This window comes from Asticcacaulis sp. P2_B1, assembly GCF_056404915.1.
Genome location: NZ_JBFUDD010000003.1, coordinates 555,592 through 575,810, shown reverse-complemented (window position 1 = coordinate 575,810; position 20,219 = coordinate 555,592). Strand labels below are relative to the sequence as shown.

Sequence of the window (20,219 nt, the reverse complement as noted above, 5' to 3'; positions counted from 1 at the left end):
ACGTCAGGTCTGTCGTTCGACGCTGTAAACGGCCAGGGCTTCGAGCGCCGCCCGCCACGGGCCGGGCTCGAACAGACTGAGCGCCGCGCGCGCCTTGTCGGCATAGCCACGGGCGGTGGCGCGGGCGGCATCCAGGGCGCCGCTGCTGTGCATCAGGGCCTGGGCGTGCTGGAAATCGCCGGCGACCTGTTCGCGCTTGCCGATCGTGCGGGCCCAAAAGGCGTCTTCCTTGCCCTTGGTGGCGCGCATGGCCAGGATCAGCGGCAAGGTCGACTTGCCCTCGGCGAAGTCGTCGCCGGCATTCTTGCCCAGGTCGGCCGCCGAGCCCTGATAATCGAGGACGTCGTCCTGGATCTGGAAGGCGAGGCCGAGATTGAGGCCATAGCTGTAAAGCGCCGTGATGCGGTCTTCCGGGGCGTTGGCGGCGACCGCGCCGCTTTCGGAGGCAGCCGAAAAAAGCGCGGCGGTCTTGGATGAGATGATTTCGATATAGTCGGCCTGGCTGAGGTCGAGATCGAAGGCTTTCATCAATTGCAGGACTTCGCCCTGGGTGATGATGGCCGAGGCCTTGGACAGGATATCGAGGGCACGCAAAGATCCGGTTTCGACCATCAGTTCGAACGCCCGGGCGAACAGGAAGTCGCCGACCAGGACCGAAGACGGCGCGCCCCAGATCAGGTGGGCAGCGACCTTGCCGCGGCGCAGTTGCGACGAGTCGACGACATCGTCGTGCAAAAGCGTGGCGGTATGGATGAATTCGACCGCGGCCGACAGGCGATGATGATTGTCGTTATGGGTACCGCACAAACGCGCGGCGGCGACGCACAGCAACGGGCGCAGGCGCTTACCCCCGGCGGCGATCAGGTGATCGGCCAGGGCGGGGATGACGGCGACTTCGGATTGCATGCGCGCGGTGATCAACGCATTGACCTTCGCCATGTCGGCGTCGGTCAAAGCGACCAAAGCCTTGACGTCGGGCTTCGGCGCCGCCTGCGCGGCTTCCGCGTGCGTCCGCACTGTATCGATATTGGCCGAATCCAAACGCGTTAACTCCTAACACCCTGCCGTTTAGGCCATAAACCGCCTTTGCGTCTTAGTCTATGCCTCGCGCGCCGATTATGCGATAAAACCGGCTGCGTTTTGCCGTGGGCATTTCGTAAGATCACGCTAAATTCAGGCTTTATGACGAACGCCACAGACCAAACCGTAACACATTCTGACACATCTGCGACCTTTTCGCACCTGTTGGGGGGGCGCGTCAAAGTGATGCAGCCCGTGAAAGGCTACCGGATTGGCATGGACGGCGCCCTGCTGGCGGCGGCCTGCGCGGGGTTATCACCGCGTGGAAGGGCGCTGGAACTGGGTTGCGGCGCCGGCGGAGCCCTGTTGTCTCTACAAGCGCGCTGCCCGAACCTGGACCTGAGCGGCATCGAGCGCGAGGCGGACTATGCCGCCCTGGCGCGCGAAAATGTGATCTTGAATGACGGCCGGGCCACCATCATCCCAGGCGATATCGGCCGGGGCTTCAAGAGCTTTGGCCTGGAACGCTTCGACCTGGTCTTCAGCAATCCGCCCTATTTCGACGATCCTGGCTTGCTGCGAGCGCCGCACGAAGCCAAGCGGCCGGCCTGGATCGCCGACGACGGTCTGGGCGCCTGGCTGGACTTTGCCCTGGCGGCAGTGAGGGACGGCGGCGATATCGTCTTTATCCACCGCGCCGACCGGCTGGGCGACCTGTTGACAGGCCTCGCGGCCAAGGCCGGCTCGTTTGTGGTCCGCCCTATCCTGCCCTTCGCCGACAAGGACGCCAAGCGGGTCATCGTCCGCGCCCAACGCTTGGGCAAGGCGCCCCTGCGCCTGTTGCCGGGCTTGGTGCTGCACGACGAGGGCGAACGCAAACACACCCCTGAGGTCGAGTCGATCCTGCGCGGTGAGGCGGTGCTGGGGTGGTAAGTTCTCCCGGGCGCAATCCGGCGCGCCGTAGTCGCAAGATCGGCACGGCGTCGCAAGGCTTCAAAAGCCGCAACGCCTTCGCCATCCCGACACGCGACGGCGGCATGAAGCGTTTCTACGAAAGCTTGGTCAAACCCGTCGAGCTCAAGCTTTCGATCGCTCAGCACAGCTTTGTCGTCCTTGTGGAGCCCGTCTTTGCGGATTTCAAATACTATGTCTCGTTGACCGACCTCATCGAGGTGCTGAAACTCATTCCCGAAGCCGATCGCCGTGACATCAAGATCGTCGTCTTCCGTCAGCCCAAACGCAAGGAGGGCATCTTCAGCCCGGTATGGGGCAGGATGGCCTACTGGGCCGATTATGGCGATCATAGCGGCACCACAGTGGTGATCGAAGCCCAGCCTCTGGACTACCATTATCGCCTCGACACCTCGATAGGTCCAAATTTCGCTCGCGAACTGGACGCTCTACGCCGCGACGGCCACCGCATAGAAACAACCAAACGCCATATCGACGTCACCTGCCCGCCCGAGGCTATTCGCAACACCCAGCTGTTCCGCACCGTACCGCACGAGATCGGCCACAATGTCGACTACCTGACCAAGGTCGACCAGGCCGAGGGCGACTATGATGACCTGCGAGCGCTCTATTTCGCCCGCCCCCAAAGCGAGCGCGAAGCCTTTGCCGACCGCTATGCCGAAAAGGTCATGGCGCCGCATCGAACCAATGCCATCATCCCCTTTCCGCCACTCAAGAATCAAGAAGACAGCGGACTGAATCCGGATTGGTTTTATTCGCACTGATAAGCGTCGCAGAGTGGGTGAATTGAGGGACGTCAATCCACGCCCATATATTGGACGATCCGTCGAGCGCCCGACATACTCAGATGCTGTCCGTTAAAATACAGCACGCCTTGCTCAGCCTCGTAAACATGGCAGAAGTTTGCGTCGCACAGGACGTCGGACGGCTTGAAACTTCCTATATCGTGCGCTTTAGCGAACGCGTCGAGTTCCGCCAATATCGCGGCGTTTTCTCTCAGATATTGCGCCTTCGGCATGCCCACGGCGCGAGGATCGCGACCCAACCGCATCGCCATGCCCACCTGTGACGGCGGATCAAAATGATAGATTGGCAGCGGGTAGATGACAGTCACGAACTTGCCAGCTTCCTGAAGCTTCAGCGCACTAGCCTCCATTCCAGACAACATGGCGTGTGGATCGACGTCGGCATAGCGTTGATAATTGGCGGTTAAGTAGATAATTTTAATGGAGGGATCGGCCCTTAGATGGGCAAGCATATCCTCGTTATGCGCCTGACAGGTCGGATTATAAGCAATACTGTAACCCAAAGACGGCGGACAGGCTGAGGCGGTGAGCTGACGGACCCCCACCCCTTTCGCCGCCAGGTCTTGCCCAAGCACCGGAGCCAGCTCCGCGCCTTCACTGTCGCCCCATATGGCGATGACGGGCGCCGCCTTATCGCCATAGACGCAGGTCTCGCCATAGGCGATGCGGTCATTCTTGGCCAAGTGGCAATGGTTGCGATCATGGTTGAAATCGTCGCTGGCGGAAAAAGCAGCGCGCTGCTCTTCGTTAAAACGCTGCGGCAAACCATTGGCGCCGAAGATCAGCAACGCCGAGACGATCGACACCACCATGACCACGCCCGCCCACAACCAAACCCGCCGCGTGGCCTGCAAGGACGGCACCTCCACAAACCGCCGCGACAGCCACGCCAATCCGAAGGCAAGCCCCAGAACCGGCACGGTGGCGGCGTCGCCGAAAACCATGCGCCCATAGACCAGCAGCGGCCAGTGCCAGAGATAGAGTGAATAGGACAGGTCGCCCGTAAAAACGAGCGGCGGGGCGGCAACGATGCGGTTACCCCAGGCGCCTGAACTGACCAGCAGACAGGCCGTGCCGACAACTGGCAACAGAGTCATCACACCGGGCCAGGCGATACCGTCATGGATAAATACCAGGCTCACGACGATCAGGGCCAGCCCGGCCAGCGACACGCCACGCTTCACCATCTCCGGCAAGGCCGGCACCGCTAAACACAACGCCCCAACCAGCAGCTCAAATGCCCGCGACGTCGGAAGATAAAACGACGCCTCCGGACGCACGCGCATGCCAACTTCAGTGAAGATCAGCGACCCGGCCGCCAGCACACTCAGAATGACCCACAACCAACGCCGGGCAAAACGATGGATCGCCAGCAAAACCATTGGATATAAAACGTAGAACTGCTCTTCGACCCCCAGCGACCAGGTATGCAGCAAGGGCTTCAACCCCGCCGCCGTATCGAAATAATCCGCCAAACGGGCAAAGGCGAAATTGGACAGGAACAGCGTCGTGAAAAACTGGCTGTAAACCTCTTCCTTCAGCAGCTTCGGCGGCAGGATAGCCAGGCCGAGCACCAACGATACCGCCAACACGACATAGAGCGCCGGAAATAGCCGCCTTACCCGGCGCCGGTAGAACTCACGCAGCGAAAATCCGCCGCCGTCCATACCTTTCAGCAGGATTTGCGTAATCAGATAGCCCGAAATAACGAAGAAGATATCGACCCCGGCAAACCCGCCCGGCAGCAGCCCATGCGAGGCATGATAGACAACGACCGCCAGGACGGCGATCCCGCGCAGGCCCTGGATATCGCCGCGTTTCTCGCTCATGCGCCCTTGGCCACGCCGTCAAGATAGGCCTTGGTCCGATCCAGTAAATTGTCCTTCAGCGCCGCTCGTCGGGCCAGCAGGTCAGGACTGCCGGCATCGTAATCCTTCATCAAACGCCACACGAACGCGCCGCTTTGCACGTCTTTCAGCACGTCCTGCATGGCCGCCGTACTGGTCGCATTGATCACCCGCGGACCGGTCAGATAGGCGCCATATTCGGCCGTATTGGAGATCTTCTCGAACCCGCCCGACATGCCCAGTTCCCACAGCAGATCGACCACCAGTTTCAGCTCATAACAGGTCTCGAACCAGGCGACTTCCGGCGGATAGCCGGCATCGACCAGGGTTTGGAAGCCATGGCTCACCAACTCCCGCGTCCCGCCGCACAGCACCACCTGCTCGCCGAACAGGTCGCTTTCGCACTCGGCCTTCATGGTGGTTTCCAATATCCCCTTGCGACCGCACCCCAGCGCAGCGGCAAAAGACAGGCCCAGGGCCTTGGCACTGCCGGTGGCATCCTGATGGACGGCAAACAGGCAGAACACCCCCTCACCCGCCACATAGATATCGCGGATGCGCGGACCGATCCCCTTGGGCGAAACCAGCAGGACATCGACATCGCGGGGCGGCGTCACCAAACCGAAATTGACCGACAGACCGTGCGCGAACACCAGGGCCTGGCCGGCGCGCAGGTTAGGCCCCACCTCATCGCGGAACAAACCCTGGTGCGCCTCGTCCGACGTCAACACCACGATCACATCGGCCCAAGCCACACCCTCCGCCACGCCGACCACCTCGAACCCGTCGGCCTCGGCCTTGGCCCGCGTCGCCGAACCCGGCTTCAAGGCCACCTTGATCTGGCTCACCCCGGAATCGCGCGCGTTCAGCGCCTGAGTGCGGCCCTGGCTGCCGTAACCGATGACCAGCACCTTGGCCGCCCGGATCAGGCCAAAATCACAATCGCGGTCGTGGTAAACAGGCAGGGACATGGCGCCGGGCTTTCGCTATACTCGCTTCAGAATCGTTATCTGTATAAAGCACACACCCAAAATCATGAACGCGTTTGATCATCCCGAATATCAGTATCTCAACCTGGTGCGCGACATCATGGACAATGGCGTGCGCCGCGAAGACCGCACGGGGACCGGGACGCTCGGCCTGTTCGGCCGCCAGATCCGCTTCGACCTGTCCAAGGGCTTCCCGCTGCTGACGACGAAAAAGGTCCATTTCAAGTCGATCGCCGTCGAGCTCCTGTGGTTTCTGCGCGGCGACACCAATGTCAAATATCTCCACGACCACGGCGTCACCATCTGGGACGAATGGGCCGACGATAAGGGCGATCTCGGCCCGGTCTACGGCAAGCAGTGGCGCAGCTGGGCGGCGCCCGACGGCCGCACCATCGACCAAATGTCCCAACTGGTCGAAAACCTGAAGGTCAATCCCTATTCCCGCCGCCATGTCATCTCGGCGTGGAACCCGGCCGAGGTCGAGGACATGGCCCTGCCGCCGTGCCACTGTCTGTTCCAGTTCTTCGTCGCGGACGGAAAACTGTCGTGCCAGCTTTACCAACGCTCGGCCGACATCTTCCTGGGCGTGCCGTTTAACATCGCCTCCTATGCCCTGCTCACCCATATGGTGGCCCAAGCGACAGGCCTGCAGGTGGGCGACTTCGTCCACAGCTTCGGCGACGTCCACCTCTACAGCAACCACCTGGAACAGGCGGCGACGCAGCTGACGCGTACGCCTTTTGCCTTCCCGACCCTGACCCTGGCGCCCAAGACCGACCTGTTCGGCTTCGACTATGCCGACCTCACCATCGAAAACTACGAGTCGCACGGCGCCTTGAAAGCGAAGGTCGCCGTATGATCAAGAAAATCCGCCTGGCGATGGTCGTCGCCATGAGCGAAAACGGCGTCATCGGCAAGGACGGCGGCCTGCCGTGGCACCTGCGCTCGGACCTGAAAAAGTTCAAAGAAATTACCACGGCCAAGCCCATCATCATGGGTTCGAACACCTGGGATTCGCTGCCGAAAAAGCCCCTGCCCGGCCGCCTCAACCTGGTGCTTAGCCGCGACCTCAAGTTCGAAGCTCCGGGCGGTGTCATCTGCTCGACCCTGTTCGAAGCCCTGGAAATCGCCCGCGAACACGCCGTCGAAGAGGATGCCGAAGAGATCTGCGTCATCGGCGGCGCCAATGTCTTCGCGCAACTCCTGCCCAAGGCCGACCGGCTCTATCTCACGGTCGTCCATGCCGAGATCGAAGGCGATACCCATTTCCCTGCCATCGATTTGACCCAATGGACGCTACAATCCCAGGAAGACTTCGCCCGCGGCGAAGGCGACGATTATGATTTCAGCCTGAAGATTTTCGACCGCAACCGTTAGGTGGACACCATGCGCGCCACGATGATCGTTCCCGCTCTCCTGGCCCTCGCTCTGCTGACCCCGGCCCTGCACGCCTCGACCGCGCCGTCGTCGGTCCCGGTCCTGGCCAAACCGATCGCCTGCGATATCGGCACGACCTGTTTCATTCAGCAATATGCCGACCACGATCCCGGCCCGGGCGCCAAGGATTATATGTGCGGCCACAATGTCTACGACAAACATGACGGCACGGATATCCGCCTGCTCGACAAGGCGGCTGAAGCGCGCGGCGTCGCGGTCCTGGCCGCGGCCGACGGCGTCGTCGTCAATTTCCGCGACGGCGAACCCGACTGGGCCGTCGGCGAGTTCGCCCAGGCCAAGGTCAATATGGACAAGGCCTGCGGCAACGGCGTCTTGATTCAACACGCCAATGGCTGGGACACGCAATATTGCCACCTGCGCCAGGGTTCCGTCGTCGTCAAAAAGGGCCAGACGGTCACCGCCGGCACCCAGCTTGGCCTGGTCGGGCAGTCCGGCGATGCACAATTCCCCCACCTGCACCTGTCGGTTCGCCACAACCGCCAGTCCGTCGATCCGTTCGCCTACGGCCAAACCTCATGCGGCAAGGCGGCGTCCCTGTGGGCGCCCGGCACGGCCGATCAGATGCTGTATCACGACCGCCAGATCTTGAACGCCGGCTTTGCCCAGCAGGCCATCGCCGCCGACGATATCGAACGCGGCGGTTTGGCCACGCCCACGCGCTCCAGCCCGGCCCTGGTTGTCTATGTCCGCGCCATCGGCCTGGGGCAGGGCGATGTCCAGACCCTAGTCCTCTATGGCCCCGACGGCAGCGAAATGGCGCGATCAAGCGTCCCTGCCCTCGACCGCGACAAGGCGCAATACCAGATGTTCGTCGGCAAGAAACTGACCGCCTCCGCCTGGCCCTCGGGAAGGTACCGCGGCGCCTACAGCGTCACCCACGATGGCAAGGTCATGCTGAGCCGCGATATAGGGATTGCTCTTGCTAAATGATCCGGTTAAGAAAATTGCGCAAGTAACGCAGTTATGGCATTTCAGCCTATAATGATTGTCCGTTTGCACGGGATCACACAGACGGCGGTTTCCTCTAGCCCTATGAGCCGGTCATGACTTTTTACTCCGTCAGCCCCGAAACACGCGTCAACACGTATACAACCGGTGATCAATCGGAAGAGGCCGTTATCGCTCTGAGCGACGGCGGATATGTTGTCACATGGAAGAGCTATGGCGAAGATGGTTCAGGCTATGGCGTGTATCTGCAGCGTTTCGATCAGATGGGTATGAAGGTCGGAACGGAGGTCCGCGTCAACAGCCATACCAGTGACGATCAGCTCCAGAGTTCCATAACCGCCCTGAGGGATGGAAGCACTGTGGTCACATGGACAGACCGAGCGTGGGATGGAACATCAGAGTGGCGCATCTATAAGCAGGCCTTTGATGTTTCAGGCAATAAATCGGGTTTAGAAATCCTGGTTTCTGGCAGTGTGGACAGCGTTCAACACGCCAGTTCCGTCACAAGTTTGCCTGACGGCGGCTACGTGGTGGTTTGGGATCGCGGTGGACTAGATAACTCTTGGGGGATTTTCCTTAAAAGGTTCGACGCCTCTGGGCATCAGATTGGCTCCGAAACTGAGATCGACTACAGTGCCGATAGTGAACGCTCCCAAAGCCTGGTCACGCCCTTAAGTGATGGCGGTTTTGTTGTTGCTTGGCTGGCCTACGATGAGGACTATACGAGTGCTTACATCCACCTCCAAAAATTTGATGACAATGCCCAAAAGGTCGGCACTGAAGGGATCGTTGGCGAAAATGGTGGTATAGGACCAGAATTTAAATCCGCGACCTACCTGAATAACGGCGGATATCTGATAACTTGGGCTGGCGGACAAGTTATCGACAACCTTGACGTCTATATGCAGATTTTTGATAGTTCCGGTGGCAAGATCGGATCAGAGATTATGGTAAATAGCTATGCGGCCTATGATCAATATGGTAGTTCGGCGACAACTTTAAATGACGGTGGGTTTGTAATTACTTGGAAAAGCTTAATTCAACCTCGTACACTCGGCTACGATATTTACGATATCCGTGCGCAGCGCTTTGATGCCGCCGGAAACAAGGTTGGTTCTGAAGCGACCGTTAATAGTGCTACTGATCATTATCTCTCGGACAGCTCGGTTACAGCGTTAAGTGACGGCGGATTCGTCATTTCCTGGACCGATTATATCGGCGACAGCTCTTATTCGGAAGTATACGCTCAACGCTTCGACGCGTCCGGTGCAAAGTCCGGCTCCGCTATTCGATTTGACAGCAAGGCCACTGGCGAGCAAACCACTCATTTCGTTACCGCATTGAGCAACGGCGGGTTCGTCATCACTATGAGTAGCGTCGGCCAGGACGGATCTGGCGGAGGCATTTATCAAAAGGTCGTTTCGCCGGCGGATGATCTTTTCTCAAATGTCATGCTTAGCTACGACAGTGTAGCTGTCGAGATGCTACGATTGGCAGACGAAGTTTACGGCCGCCCCAAACCCCTTGATCATGGTGCCGAAGGCTTGGGGAGTTATCCCGTAGCTCAGTATGCGCAAGAGAGGAATTGGCATACCGTATCAGCCGACCAACTTGGCATAAGCTCTTCGGGTGGTGGCAATTCTGGCCCACTCAGCTACTCCTTTTCAGATGGCTTCTACCAGGCGCTCGGAAATAACGCCTTCTGGAACCTGACCTCGGCCATGGGTGGCGATCAACCCGAAGCAAACGCCTTGGTTTTGTCCGGCATGGTTGACGGTCAAATGACCTTGTCCATCACCTTTAGAGGGACCGATCAATACGCGGATATCCTGGATTACGTTGACTTCCAGACCCATTACGCCAAATGCAAACCCCTGATCGATGCGGTCCTTACATACCTGAATAATAATCCGGACATCACGCAAGTCCTCGTTTCCGGACATAGCCTCGGTGCCGCAATGGTGGAGTATTTCGGGCACGACATTTTTGCATGGGACAACGAATCCGGACACACGTTCATGGCCTTTACGGACGGCTCGCCCGGGTCGGAAGCCGCGGCCAATCCTGCCAGCGTTGTGAACTTTATAGATACGAATGATCCCGTTCCCATGCTCGGCGATCTCATTTCGCTGCCTTGGGCGGAAAAGCTTGCAATAAAGGAGGCATTTAACTTAGCCGATCCAGTCTTGGGAGCAGCGATCGCATTTGTGTTCGATACAGTTCAGCCCAAACCGAGAGAAGGCAGCGATGTATATATAAACAGCGACGTGTCCTTATCCAATAATATATTGTATTATTTCTCACTTGCGGAGCACGGTAGCAATCTATACGTTGAGAACGTAATTAAACTGCTTACATTTGCACAGGACATACATAGTCCGTTTTACAGTACCGGCCTCGCAGCAGCACTCCGTGACAATACTGTGTACACCGGAGCTGACCTTCACATTTCGGTGGGGTCGCCCATAGGATACGATTCAAATCAGGACAGAGACAATTTTGACGCCCGCTATCCAAGCGTCTTTGGGTCATCGATGCACGGCTACAGAGATGACGACTACGTGCTTGGAACGATCAGTGATGACAGCATTTATTTGAACGCATTGGACGTGGTTTCTGCGAACGGTAAAAGGATATTTGACGGCGGAGCTGGCAGTGACAGGCTCGTTCTGCCTTTTACCAAGGGCAGTTTTACCTACGACAGCAATTTTGTGAACGGTGAAACAAAATTATATTGGCTTGGAGCGGTCGGCTTTGTGGGCTCACTATACCGCATCGAGACCCTGGTCTTTCACGATTTCGTAAGCTTTATTGATGGACATGGTGCCACGGTCGAACTTCCGCATTTCAGTTCGAGTTTGACCGCAGACAACACCTTGCCGACCTTCACACTTACCGGCAACTACGACTACGCCGATGCTGGACACGGCAATATGAATGTCGTCGGCACAGCGGCCGGCGACATCATCTACCTGGGAACCGGCAACAAATCCGTCGACGGTGGCGAAGGCGACGACATCCTTATCGTCAAGGCCGACGATGCCGGCGACACGCTTCGAATCGACGGCGGCGCTGGCGCCGACATCATCTACGGCGGTCAGGGCATCGAGACCTATATCGTTGACGATGCTGGCGACCAAGTCAATGCTTCGACGTCTGCCGGCATGCACACGGTCGAGGCTTCGGCCAATTTCCAACTCAGCGAAAATCTGCAAAATCTCGAACTCACGGGCGGTGCCATCATGGGCTCTGGCAACGCCTTGGGCAACCAGATTACCGGCGACGATCTGTCCAATATTCTCGACGGCGGCGGCGGTGCTGATACCCTAATCGGCGGCCTGGGAGATGACCTCTATTTCGTCGACAACAAAGGCGATGTTGTGACAGAAGCCGTCGATGCCGGCACCGATACCGTCATTTCTTCCATCAGCTACACCCTCGGTCTCAATCTCGAAAACCTCATCCTCACCGGCTCCGCGAAAATCAACGGCGCCGGCAACGCATTGGACAACATCATAACCGGCAACACAGGCGTCAATTCGCTCAACGGCTATGCCGGCAACGATACCCTGGACGGCGGCGCCGGAGCCGACACCATGAAGGGCGGGCCCGGCGACGATACCTTCTATGTCGACAACACCGGCGACGTGGTCATTGAAAACAGCGGCGAAGGCAACGACCACGTCTATGCCTCCGTCACCTGCAGCCTGGCCGGCCAGCAGATCGAAAGCCTGACCCTAACCGGCGGCGCCAATATCAACGCCACCGGCAATGGCCAGGCCAACAGCCTCACCGGCAACGCCGGCGCCAATGCACTGAACGGCGGCAGCGGTAACGACATCCTCGACGGCGGGCTGGGCGCGGATACCATGACCGGCGGGCTGGGCAATGACGTCTTCTACGTTGACAACAGCGGCGACACCGCCATCGAAGCCAATGGCGGCGGCACCGACAGAGTCTATGCCACGGTCAGCTATAATCTGGGCGGTCAGTTCGTCGAAAACCTTACCCTGACTGGCAGCGACAATATCAACGCCACCGGCAACAGCCTCACCAACACCCTCACAGGCAATGCCGGCAATAATGTGCTGGACGGCTCCTATGGAGCCGACACCATGACCGGCGGACTGGGCGACGATACCTTCTATGTCGACAATGCCGGCGACATTGTCGTCGATGCCGCCGGCCAAGGCGCCGATATCATCTATTCCTCGGTGACCTATACCCTGGCCGGCCGCTTCGTCGAGAACCTGACCTTGACCGGCTCAAATGCCACCAATGCCACCGGCAACAGTCTAGACAATATCCTGGTCGGCAACGGCGCCGCCAATCGGCTGAACGGCGGCTTCGGCCACGACGTCCTGACCGGCAAGAGCGGGGCCGATACCTTCGTGTTCGACAGCAAGAGCGGCGCCGACACCATCACCGACTTCTCAACAACCCAGGGCGATACGATCGACGTCAGCGCCTATACTCACGGGACGGCACACGCCGCCTATATCCATCAAGTTGGCGCCGACACGACCATCGATCTCGGCGGCGGCAATATCATCACCGTCTCCAATATGACTGCGACGAATGCCGCCTTCCTCAGCCATATTGTCTGGTAACGACTACGGAATAAAGCTGCCGACACCCTGTTTGAGGATATTGCCGAACATGCTGCCCTTTTTCTTCTTCTTGCCGTCGTCGGACGAGGAGGAAGACGACGACGAACTGGAATTGTCGCTGGCGCTGTCGTCATTGCCGCCGCCGAACATGGCGCCCAATCCGCCCGAAGCCCCCCCCGGCATGGGCTGCCCCAGGATACCGCCCGTCGAAGACCGGTAACGGATCTTGGTTTCCCACTGGATGTTCCACGCCACCTTCGGGTCGACCGGACGGGCCGGATAGACCATATTGGTCTCGCCGCCATAGGCCGTGATGCCGAACATGCTGCCGCCGCGTCCACCGTTGCCGGTGGCGTTGACGACTTCGGCCGGAACCGTACAGGTCGTCGCCGTCCCGGGCAGCAGGATATTCTGCGCCAGCAAGCGGTCGATATCGCCCGGTGTCAGATAGTCGGGCGCCATGCCCATCCATCCGGTTTGCGACGCCGCCGACGTCCACATCACCACTGTATCCTGGCCGCCGCCGATCACCGTCGCGACAAAGCCCTTGGCGCCCGGGATCTGTTGCCAGACCAGCGGCACTGCACCTTGCGCGTCCTTGTCATTGCCGGTGACATTGATCGGCGCCAAAAAGTCCTGCGATGCATTCAGCGTGAAATCGATCTGCGGCGTGTAATTGCCTTTTATCGTATGGGCCCCGACAAGAGAGCTCCCGCCGTCCAGCCCCTTGCTGTTCTTCTCGTTCGGCCACTCACCGAAGCTCTTATAGGTGTCCGGCGAAGGCGGATGGACGGTATCGAGCGTGATCGATGGCGCCATCTGCTTCATCATCTTCTGCGCCGCGGTCGGATCGGTGATCTTGGACAGGTCGATGACCAGAGGCTGGTTTTTCGGCGCGTGCTCACCACAACCCCAGAAGATCAGGATCTTGCCCTTGGGCTGCTGCGGCTCCTGCCGCTCACCCGGCGTATAGGGCTCATGCGTTCCGCTGGTGACGACCCGCTTCCAGTAAAGCGGCAGGTCGTTACCGACGCCAAGCGCCGCCGGCGGCAAGTGATCGGCGGCCGGCGCGGCCTGAGGCGTATTGGATCCCAGCGCCAGATAGAGGCCATGCGACGTACCGCCCTTCATCATACCCATGATCGAAGACATCGACGGCTTGCCGCCGCCCGACATCCCGCCCAGGCTGAAGCCCGAACTGGTCGAGGCGTTCATCCAGTAGACCGACACCGGACCGGTGACGACCTGCTTGGGCGCCGCGGTAGCCCCGATGTTCAGGCCACCGATCGCGACGGCGGACACGATAAGCGCACCGCCACGCAGGCGCCCCTTGATAGACGATATTTTGAACACAGCCAGCTCTCCCTGAATGGCTTCGGGAACAATCTTACGCGCAATCTACAGGCTTACAGACTGTGTTCAATATGCCTAAATAGGCGATCCGGCAAGACGCCGCAGTGTCGCAGGCGGTAGAGTTTTAGTGCAATTCCCCCAACAAGCTACGCGTAAAACCCTCCGCTTCATGCAGCCGTCCCGTCCTCACCTTTTCCGGCCATTCCGCGTCCGACAGTATCGCCCGCCCGACGGCGACCAGATCGAAATCCCCGCGCTCCAACCGCCGCAGCAAATCATCGATCGCCACCGGCTGCGAAGCCTCGCCGCCGAAAGCCGCGATAAATTCCCCCGACAAGCCGACGCTGCCGACCGTGATTGACGGCACGCCCGTCAGTTTCTTCGCCCAACCGGCAAAGTTCAAATCGCTGGCAGTGTCGTCATTTGGAAACTCCGGCTCCCAGAACCGGCGCTGCGAACAATGCAACATATCCGCCCCCGCATCGACCAGAGGCCGCAACCACGCTTCCATCTCGGCCGGTGTATGGCTGACCTTGTTGTCATAGGCGCCCGGCTTCCACTGCGACAAGCGGATGATGATGGGGAAATCCTCCCCGACCTCGGCACGGCAGGCGCGGATGATCGCCGCGGCGAACCGCGTGCGGTCGCCAATTGTCGCGCCGCCCCATTGATCGTCGCGCCTGTTGGTCTCGGCCCAAAAGAACTCGTCGATCAGATAGCCATGTGCCCCATGCAATTCCAACGCGTCGAAGCCCAACTCCTTGGCCGCCTTGGCCGAACGCGCGAACGCAGCGATCGTATCGGCGATATCGGCGTCGCTCATCGGAGCCGCGACCGGCTTGCCGGCCAGGCTCAGGCCCGACGGCGAATCCATCGGCGCCGGGCGATAGTCAGGATTGTTCCCCAAGGTAATACCGGTATGCCAGATCTGCGGCGCGATCTTGCCGCCCTTGGCGTGGACGGCCTCGACCACCCTGCCCCACGCGGGCAAGGCGGCGCCGTAAAAATTCGGGATATTGGCTTCGTTCTTCGACGCCGGCCGTTCCACCACCGTGCCTTCGGTTAGGATCAAGCCGACCCCGCCCGCCGCACGCCGTTCGTAATAGTCGACAACCGCCTGGTTCGGTATCCCGCCCGGCGAAAAGTTGCGCGTCATCGGCGCCATGACGATGCGGTTGGGCAGGGTCAGCGACTTCAATGTGAACGGCGAAAACAGGGTATCGAGGGACATGGGCATCTCCGGGAGGACAGATGCAACTGATGTAGTTACCATTTACGCATACGGCAAGGGCGGATTATTCGGCGGGCTCCCGTCAAACTCGAATAGAATGCGGCGCCTTCTCCGCCACGGGCTGATTTAGATTGTCTTTCTGAAATATCCGGTTACCTTGCCCGGCACAGTACTTTTGGGGGGACTACCATGACCGTTTACACAGGCACGCCGGGCAACGACACCTTTACCGGCACAACGAAGACCGACACCTTCAATGATATCGGCGCGGGAGACACCATCGACGGTGGCGCAGGTACCGATTACATCACCATTGACTTATCGTCGGCGACAAACAACGTTTCTTATGACACGGTTCTGGCCTCAACTTCCGGCGGTACGTCGCCCATTGCCGGCATGATGATCAAGAATATCGAGCACCTGACGTCGCTGGCGACGGGTTCCGGCGATGATACGCTTACCATATCACGTGTGCAGACCGACTTTATCTGGCACGCCGGCGCCGGTACGGACACGCTGGTGGCCAATTACAATGGTGATACAGTTGGTATCACGGCCTATTTTACCGGCAATGATCTGCACGTCAGGACGTACCAGTCCTTCAGCAATAGTTACGTGTGGGCAGTGGGCTACGATGTCGAGGCCTTCAATCTGACCGGCGGTAACGGCGGGGATGATTTTACCGGCGGCACCGGGAATGACACGCTGAAAGGCGCCAACGGTGACGACACGCTTAATGGGGGCACAGGGGTCGACAAGATCGACGGTGGCGCGGGCACCGACTACTGGCATTACGAACGCGCCGAAGCGACGACGGCCATTTCCATCGATATCGGGAACGCCGCCACCAGTTCGGGCATCGTTCTGGCCGATGGCACAAGCGTAAAAAATGTCGAGGTTGGATTTTTGACGACCGGTACCGGCGACGACGTCTTGACGGGCGGCAGCGGCAACGACTTCTTTTTCAGCGGCGCCGGCCACGATAGTCTCACCGGCGGTGGCGGCAATGACGAACTCCATGGCGAGGACGGAAATGACACCATCTCCGCTGGCGACGGATATAACTATGCCTACGGCGGTAACGGTGACGACACCATAACGGGTGGAGGCGACATCGACCACCTGTTCGGCGATGACGGTAATGACAGCTTGTCCGGCGGCGCCGGCAATGACGTTCTGTTGGGACTTGCCGGCGATGACATCATCGACGGCGGTTCTGGGCTTAACTATCTGCGCGGCGGCGACGGCAATGACACCATTACGGGCGGCGACATCGAAGACGCTGTGTTCGGGGATGATGGCAACGATATCCTTAACGGCGGCGTCGGCGCCGATTCTATCGACGCTGGAACCGGGAATGACACGTTGGATGGCGGTGACGGAGCCGACGAAATGATCGGCGGAGCAGGCGACGACACCTACACCGTCGATAACGGCGGCGACACGGCTGTAGAGCTCAATGGCGAAGGCACTGACACGGTCAACAGCTCGATCACGTTCAGTTTGTCTGGTATCTACATCGAAAATCTCAACCTGACGGGAAGCGATGCCATCAATGCCATCGGCAGCGGCCTGAACAATATCCTGAACGGCAATACCGCCGCCAATACGCTGAAAGGTTTTAGCGGTAACGATACCCTGGATGGCAAAGGCGATGCCGATGTGATGCTGGGCGGCTTCGGCGACGATACCTACTGGGTAGACAATGCCGGCGATGTCGTCACCGAACTGAAAGACCAGGGCAACGACACGGTCTTCAGCACCGTCACCTTCTCGCTCGCCAATAGCTTCGTCGAAACCCTGCAGTTGACGGGCACCGCCAATATTAACGCCACCGGCAACAGCAAGGCCAACTCCCTGATCGGCAATGACGGCAACAATGTCCTGAACGGCGGCTATGGCAATGACAGCCTGACCGGCGGCACGGGCGCCGATACCTTCCTCTTCGGCACGGCCAGCGGCGCCGACACCGTCACCGACTTCACCTCATCTCAGGGCGACGTCATCAATGTCCACGCCTACCACGCCCAAAGCACCGTGATCATCTCCGAATTGGACGGTAACACCACATTCGACCTCGGCGGTGGCAATATCATCACCGTCCTCGGCGCCACCGCCCTCGACGTTGCTACGCATACCGTGTGGTAACGGAACCTGTATATTGAGCATCCGGCGTCGCCGCCGGATGCAAAACCCAATGACAGTAAAGGTTTTTGTCCACAGATGACGCAGATGAAGTGGAACGCTACCGCGTTCCTGCTTTCACGATCAACCGGCCGCATCTTCCGCTGATACCGGCTAATTCGGTTGCCATTTTGAAAGATTTGGCTACCGTGCCGGGCACAGTAAGCGTTGGGGGGCACTACCATGACCATTTACACCGGCACGCCGGGCAGCGACACGTTTGTTGGGACAACCACGGCCGACACTTTCAATAATATCAGTACAGGCGACACCGTCGACGGAAGTGCTGGAATCGACGCCATCACGATCGATCTATCGACGACGACAACCAATATTTCCTATAGCGCTATTCAGGCCGCCACCAGCGACGGCACATCGCCGCTTGCCGGCATGATGATCAAGAATATCGAGCGCCTGAAGTCTCTCACCACCGGCTCGGGCAACGATACTTAACCCTGGCCTTTACTCAGGGAACCTTCGCCTGGCATGCAGGGTCGGGCATGGATACGCTGGTGGTGGATTTCACGGGCATTACGCGCGCCGTGACAGCCTATTTTTCCGGTTCGGATTACCATATCGGCGTCGAAGCGCCCCACGACGCGAACGGCCCCTACGGGGCGCCGACCTTAGCCTACGGCATAGAACGGGTTGATTTGACCGGAGGTTCCGCCCGGGACAGCCTATACGGCGGCGCCGGTAATGACAGGCTGTTCGGCGCCGAGAGCAACGATTACCTCGACGGCGGCGCGGGCAAGGATACGCTGGATGGCGGTCTTCACGACGACCAGCTCTATGGTGGCGCCGGCGACGACAGGCTCTTCGGCCGCGACGGTTACGACACGCTCAATGGGGGAGACGGCGTGGACGCGATCGATGGCGGCGCCGGTCTGGACACATGGCAATATGATCGCTCGACTTCATTGATAGATATCTTCATAGACGCCACGGCGGCAAAGACGATCAGAGGCATTACCCTCGCTGACAGCACGACGGTGAAGAATGTGGAGTGGGTCGTGCTGACGACCGGGGACGGTGCCGACCATTTGATCGGCGGCGACGGCAATGACAGCCTGTCCGGCGGTGACGGTGGCGATTTCATCCATGGCGGCGCCGGTGATGATGTCATTGACGACAAAACCGGCAGAGGCAACTTTTATGGCGATGAAGGCAACGACATCCTGACTGCTGGCGACGGTAATGATGTGCTGGACGGTGGATCCGGTGACGATGTGCTCAACGGCGGCGCAGGTCAGGACGATCTCGAAACCGGCGGCGGAATCGACATCGTCGATGGCGGTGCGGGCATTGACTATCTCAACCTTGATCGCAGCGCTTCCGCCTTGAGTCTTAGCGTGGACGTGACGATCGCTGCAACGAGCACGGGTCTGACCCTTGCAGACGGCACAGTCATTAAGAATGTGGAATTGGCCACGGTCATCTGGACAGGCACCGGGGACGACACGGTGATCGGCAGCGGGATAGACGAGGACATACAGACAGGCGGCGGCAATGACACCGCCTACGGCGGAGATGGAAGCGATACGGTATGGGGCGATGCGGGAGCAGATACGCTTCACGGCGATGGCGGCGAGGACATTATTCGGGGTGGCGCCGACAACGACATCTTGGATGGCGGCGCGCATGATGACTATCTTTATGGCGATGCCGGCGATGACATTCTGCTCGGCGGGACAGGATCGGACTACCTGACAGGAGGAGAAGGCAATGACAGGTTGGACGGCGTCGTGGGCGAAGACCTGATGACCGGTGGTTTGGGCGACGACACATATGTAGTCAATGACATTACGGACCAGGTCGGCGAAAGCTTCGCTAGCGGACAAGACGCTGTCGAGGCCTCCATCAACTAGACGCTAAAGGCCCCCTGACCGGCAGCGCGGATCTCACCGGTACAGGAAATGAATTGTCAAATGTGCTGAACGGCAATTCCGGCGACAATGTCCTCAACGGCGGCCTCGGCGCCGACACCCTGAAGGGCGGCCTCGGCAACGACACCTTCACCGTCGACAATATCGGCGACACCGTCGTCGAAGCCAATAACGAAGGCAATGACACGGTCAACAGCGCCGTCACCTTTTCGCTGTTTGGCACCTATGTCGAAACCCTGAACCTGACCGGCAGCGCTGCCAGCAACGCCACCGGCAACCAGCACGACAACACCCTGAATGGCAATGCCGCCGCCAATACCCTAACTGGTCTAGGTGGCAACGACGCGCTCGATGGCAAGGGCGGCGCCGACACCATGGCCGGCGGCCTGGGCAACGACACCTACTATGTAGACAATACCGGCGACACCGTCACCGAACTCAAGGACGAAGGCAACGACATCGTCTACAGTTCCGTCAGTTTCAGCCTGGAAGGCTCCTTCGTCGAAACCCTGCAACTGACGGGAACCGCCTGGCTCGCAACCGGCAACGGCCAGGATAACATCCTGATAGGCAGCAGCGCCGATAATCGCCTGATCGGCGGCTTCGGCCACGACACCCTGACCGGCGGTTTGGGCACGGACGCCTTCTGGTTCGGTTACAACAATGGCGCCGACACCATCACCGACTTCTCCGCGGCGCAGAACGATCGCATCAATATCCATGTCTATACGCGCGGCACGGAGAACGACACACTGCTAAGTCAGGTCGGCGGCGACACGATTATCGACCTCGGCGATGGCAATATCATCACCGTCCTCAGCGCTTCCGTCGCCAATGTCCAGGCCCATATCGTGTGGTAGCGCCTCTTCTCCTCCCAACGCCCTTGCGATGGTGATCGCAGCGGCGCGAACGGGG

15 protein-coding genes are annotated in these 20,219 nt (G+C 59.4%); 10 read left to right on the top strand and 5 right to left on the bottom strand.

What is annotated here, in order from left to right:
- Positions 1-3: 3 nt before the first annotated feature.
- A complete protein-coding gene (locus AC1DX3_RS11685; protein ID WP_476989455.1) occupies positions 4-1,041 on the bottom strand; it encodes a polyprenyl synthetase family protein in 1,038 nt (345 codons plus the stop codon).
- 225 nt (positions 1,042-1,266) lie between these two features.
- Between AC1DX3_RS11685 and AC1DX3_RS11680 the strand changes: the two genes are divergently transcribed.
- Together AC1DX3_RS11680 and AC1DX3_RS11675 are read left to right on the top strand one after the other, a co-directional pair.
- Complete coding sequence (locus tag AC1DX3_RS11680) at positions 1,267-1,953, top strand: tRNA1(Val) (adenine(37)-N6)-methyltransferase (RefSeq protein ID WP_476989454.1); 687 nt, start codon at positions 1,267-1,269, stop codon at positions 1,951-1,953.
- Entirely contained in the window at positions 1,947-2,756 is an 810-nt protein-coding gene (locus tag AC1DX3_RS11675; protein ID WP_476989453.1) for a hypothetical protein, read from the top strand. The genes AC1DX3_RS11680 and AC1DX3_RS11675 overlap by 7 nt, the downstream gene beginning before the upstream one ends.
- Positions 2,757-2,788: 32 nt before the next feature.
- Here the strand turns inward: AC1DX3_RS11675 and AC1DX3_RS11670 are convergent, their stop codons facing one another.
- Together AC1DX3_RS11670 and ilvC are read right to left on the bottom strand one after the other, a co-directional pair.
- On the bottom strand, positions 2,789-4,627 hold the full coding sequence (locus tag AC1DX3_RS11670) for an acyltransferase family protein (RefSeq protein ID WP_476989452.1): 1,839 nt from the start codon (positions 4,625-4,627) through the stop codon (positions 2,789-2,791).
- Positions 4,624-5,616 (bottom strand): ketol-acid reductoisomerase, encoded by a 993-nt coding sequence (gene ilvC, locus AC1DX3_RS11665; RefSeq protein ID WP_476989451.1) that lies wholly within the window; start codon positions 5,614-5,616, stop codon positions 4,624-4,626. Before ilvC ends, AC1DX3_RS11670 begins: the two co-directional genes overlap by 4 nt.
- Positions 5,617-5,680: 64 nt before the next feature.
- Here ilvC and AC1DX3_RS11660 point away from each other — a divergent pair, with 64 nt between their 5' ends.
- The 4 genes from AC1DX3_RS11660 (at position 5,681) to AC1DX3_RS11645 (ending at position 12,650) form a co-directional block, all read left to right on the top strand.
- The gene (locus AC1DX3_RS11660; protein ID WP_476989450.1) at positions 5,681-6,493 is read left to right on the top strand and encodes a thymidylate synthase; all 813 of its coding nucleotides are present in this window, start codon (positions 5,681-5,683) and stop codon (positions 6,491-6,493) included.
- Positions 6,490-7,011 (top strand): dihydrofolate reductase, encoded by a 522-nt coding sequence (locus AC1DX3_RS11655; protein WP_476989449.1) that lies wholly within the window; start codon positions 6,490-6,492, stop codon positions 7,009-7,011. Before AC1DX3_RS11660 ends, AC1DX3_RS11655 begins: the two co-directional genes overlap by 4 nt.
- Before the next feature lie 9 nt (positions 7,012-7,020).
- The gene (locus AC1DX3_RS11650; RefSeq protein WP_476989448.1) at positions 7,021-8,022 is read left to right on the top strand and encodes a M23 family metallopeptidase; all 1,002 of its coding nucleotides are present in this window, start codon (positions 7,021-7,023) and stop codon (positions 8,020-8,022) included.
- A gap of 113 nt (positions 8,023-8,135) precedes the next feature.
- Positions 8,136-12,650 carry a hypothetical protein gene (locus tag AC1DX3_RS11645; RefSeq protein WP_476989447.1) on the top strand — a complete coding sequence of 1,505 codons (4,515 nt, stop codon included), beginning with the start codon at positions 8,136-8,138 and terminating at the stop codon, positions 12,648-12,650.
- A gap of 3 nt (positions 12,651-12,653) precedes the next feature.
- On the opposite strand, the gene AC1DX3_RS11640 is transcribed toward AC1DX3_RS11645, so the two are convergent.
- Together AC1DX3_RS11640 and AC1DX3_RS11635 are read right to left on the bottom strand one after the other, a co-directional pair.
- A complete protein-coding gene (locus tag AC1DX3_RS11640; RefSeq protein ID WP_476989446.1) occupies positions 12,654-14,003 on the bottom strand; it encodes a hypothetical protein in 1,350 nt (449 codons plus the stop codon).
- Positions 14,004-14,127: 124 nt separating this feature from the next.
- On the bottom strand, positions 14,128-15,234 hold the full coding sequence (locus AC1DX3_RS11635) for an NADH:flavin oxidoreductase (RefSeq protein WP_476989445.1): 1,107 nt from the start codon (positions 15,232-15,234) through the stop codon (positions 14,128-14,130).
- A 189-nt stretch (positions 15,235-15,423) separates the two neighbouring features.
- Between AC1DX3_RS11635 and AC1DX3_RS11630 the strand changes: the two genes are divergently transcribed.
- The 4 genes from AC1DX3_RS11630 to AC1DX3_RS11615 all read left to right on the top strand — a co-directional run bounded on the left by AC1DX3_RS11630 (position 15,424) and on the right by AC1DX3_RS11615 (position 20,164).
- Positions 15,424-17,382 (top strand): hypothetical protein, encoded by a 1,959-nt coding sequence (locus AC1DX3_RS11630; RefSeq protein ID WP_476989444.1) that lies wholly within the window; start codon positions 15,424-15,426, stop codon positions 17,380-17,382.
- A gap of 219 nt (positions 17,383-17,601) precedes the next feature.
- Positions 17,602-17,871, top strand: a complete 270-nt coding sequence (locus AC1DX3_RS11625) for a hypothetical protein (RefSeq protein ID WP_476989443.1) — start codon at positions 17,602-17,604, stop codon at positions 17,869-17,871.
- A gap of 47 nt (positions 17,872-17,918) precedes the next feature.
- Positions 17,919-19,286 (top strand): calcium-binding protein, encoded by a 1,368-nt coding sequence (locus AC1DX3_RS11620; protein WP_476989442.1) that lies wholly within the window; start codon positions 17,919-17,921, stop codon positions 19,284-19,286.
- Between the two features lie 53 nt (positions 19,287-19,339).
- Positions 19,340-20,164: a calcium-binding protein gene (locus AC1DX3_RS11615; protein ID WP_476989441.1), complete on the top strand. Its 825-nt coding sequence runs from the start codon at positions 19,340-19,342 to the stop codon at positions 20,162-20,164.
- The last annotated feature ends 55 nt before the right edge of the window (positions 20,165-20,219 follow it).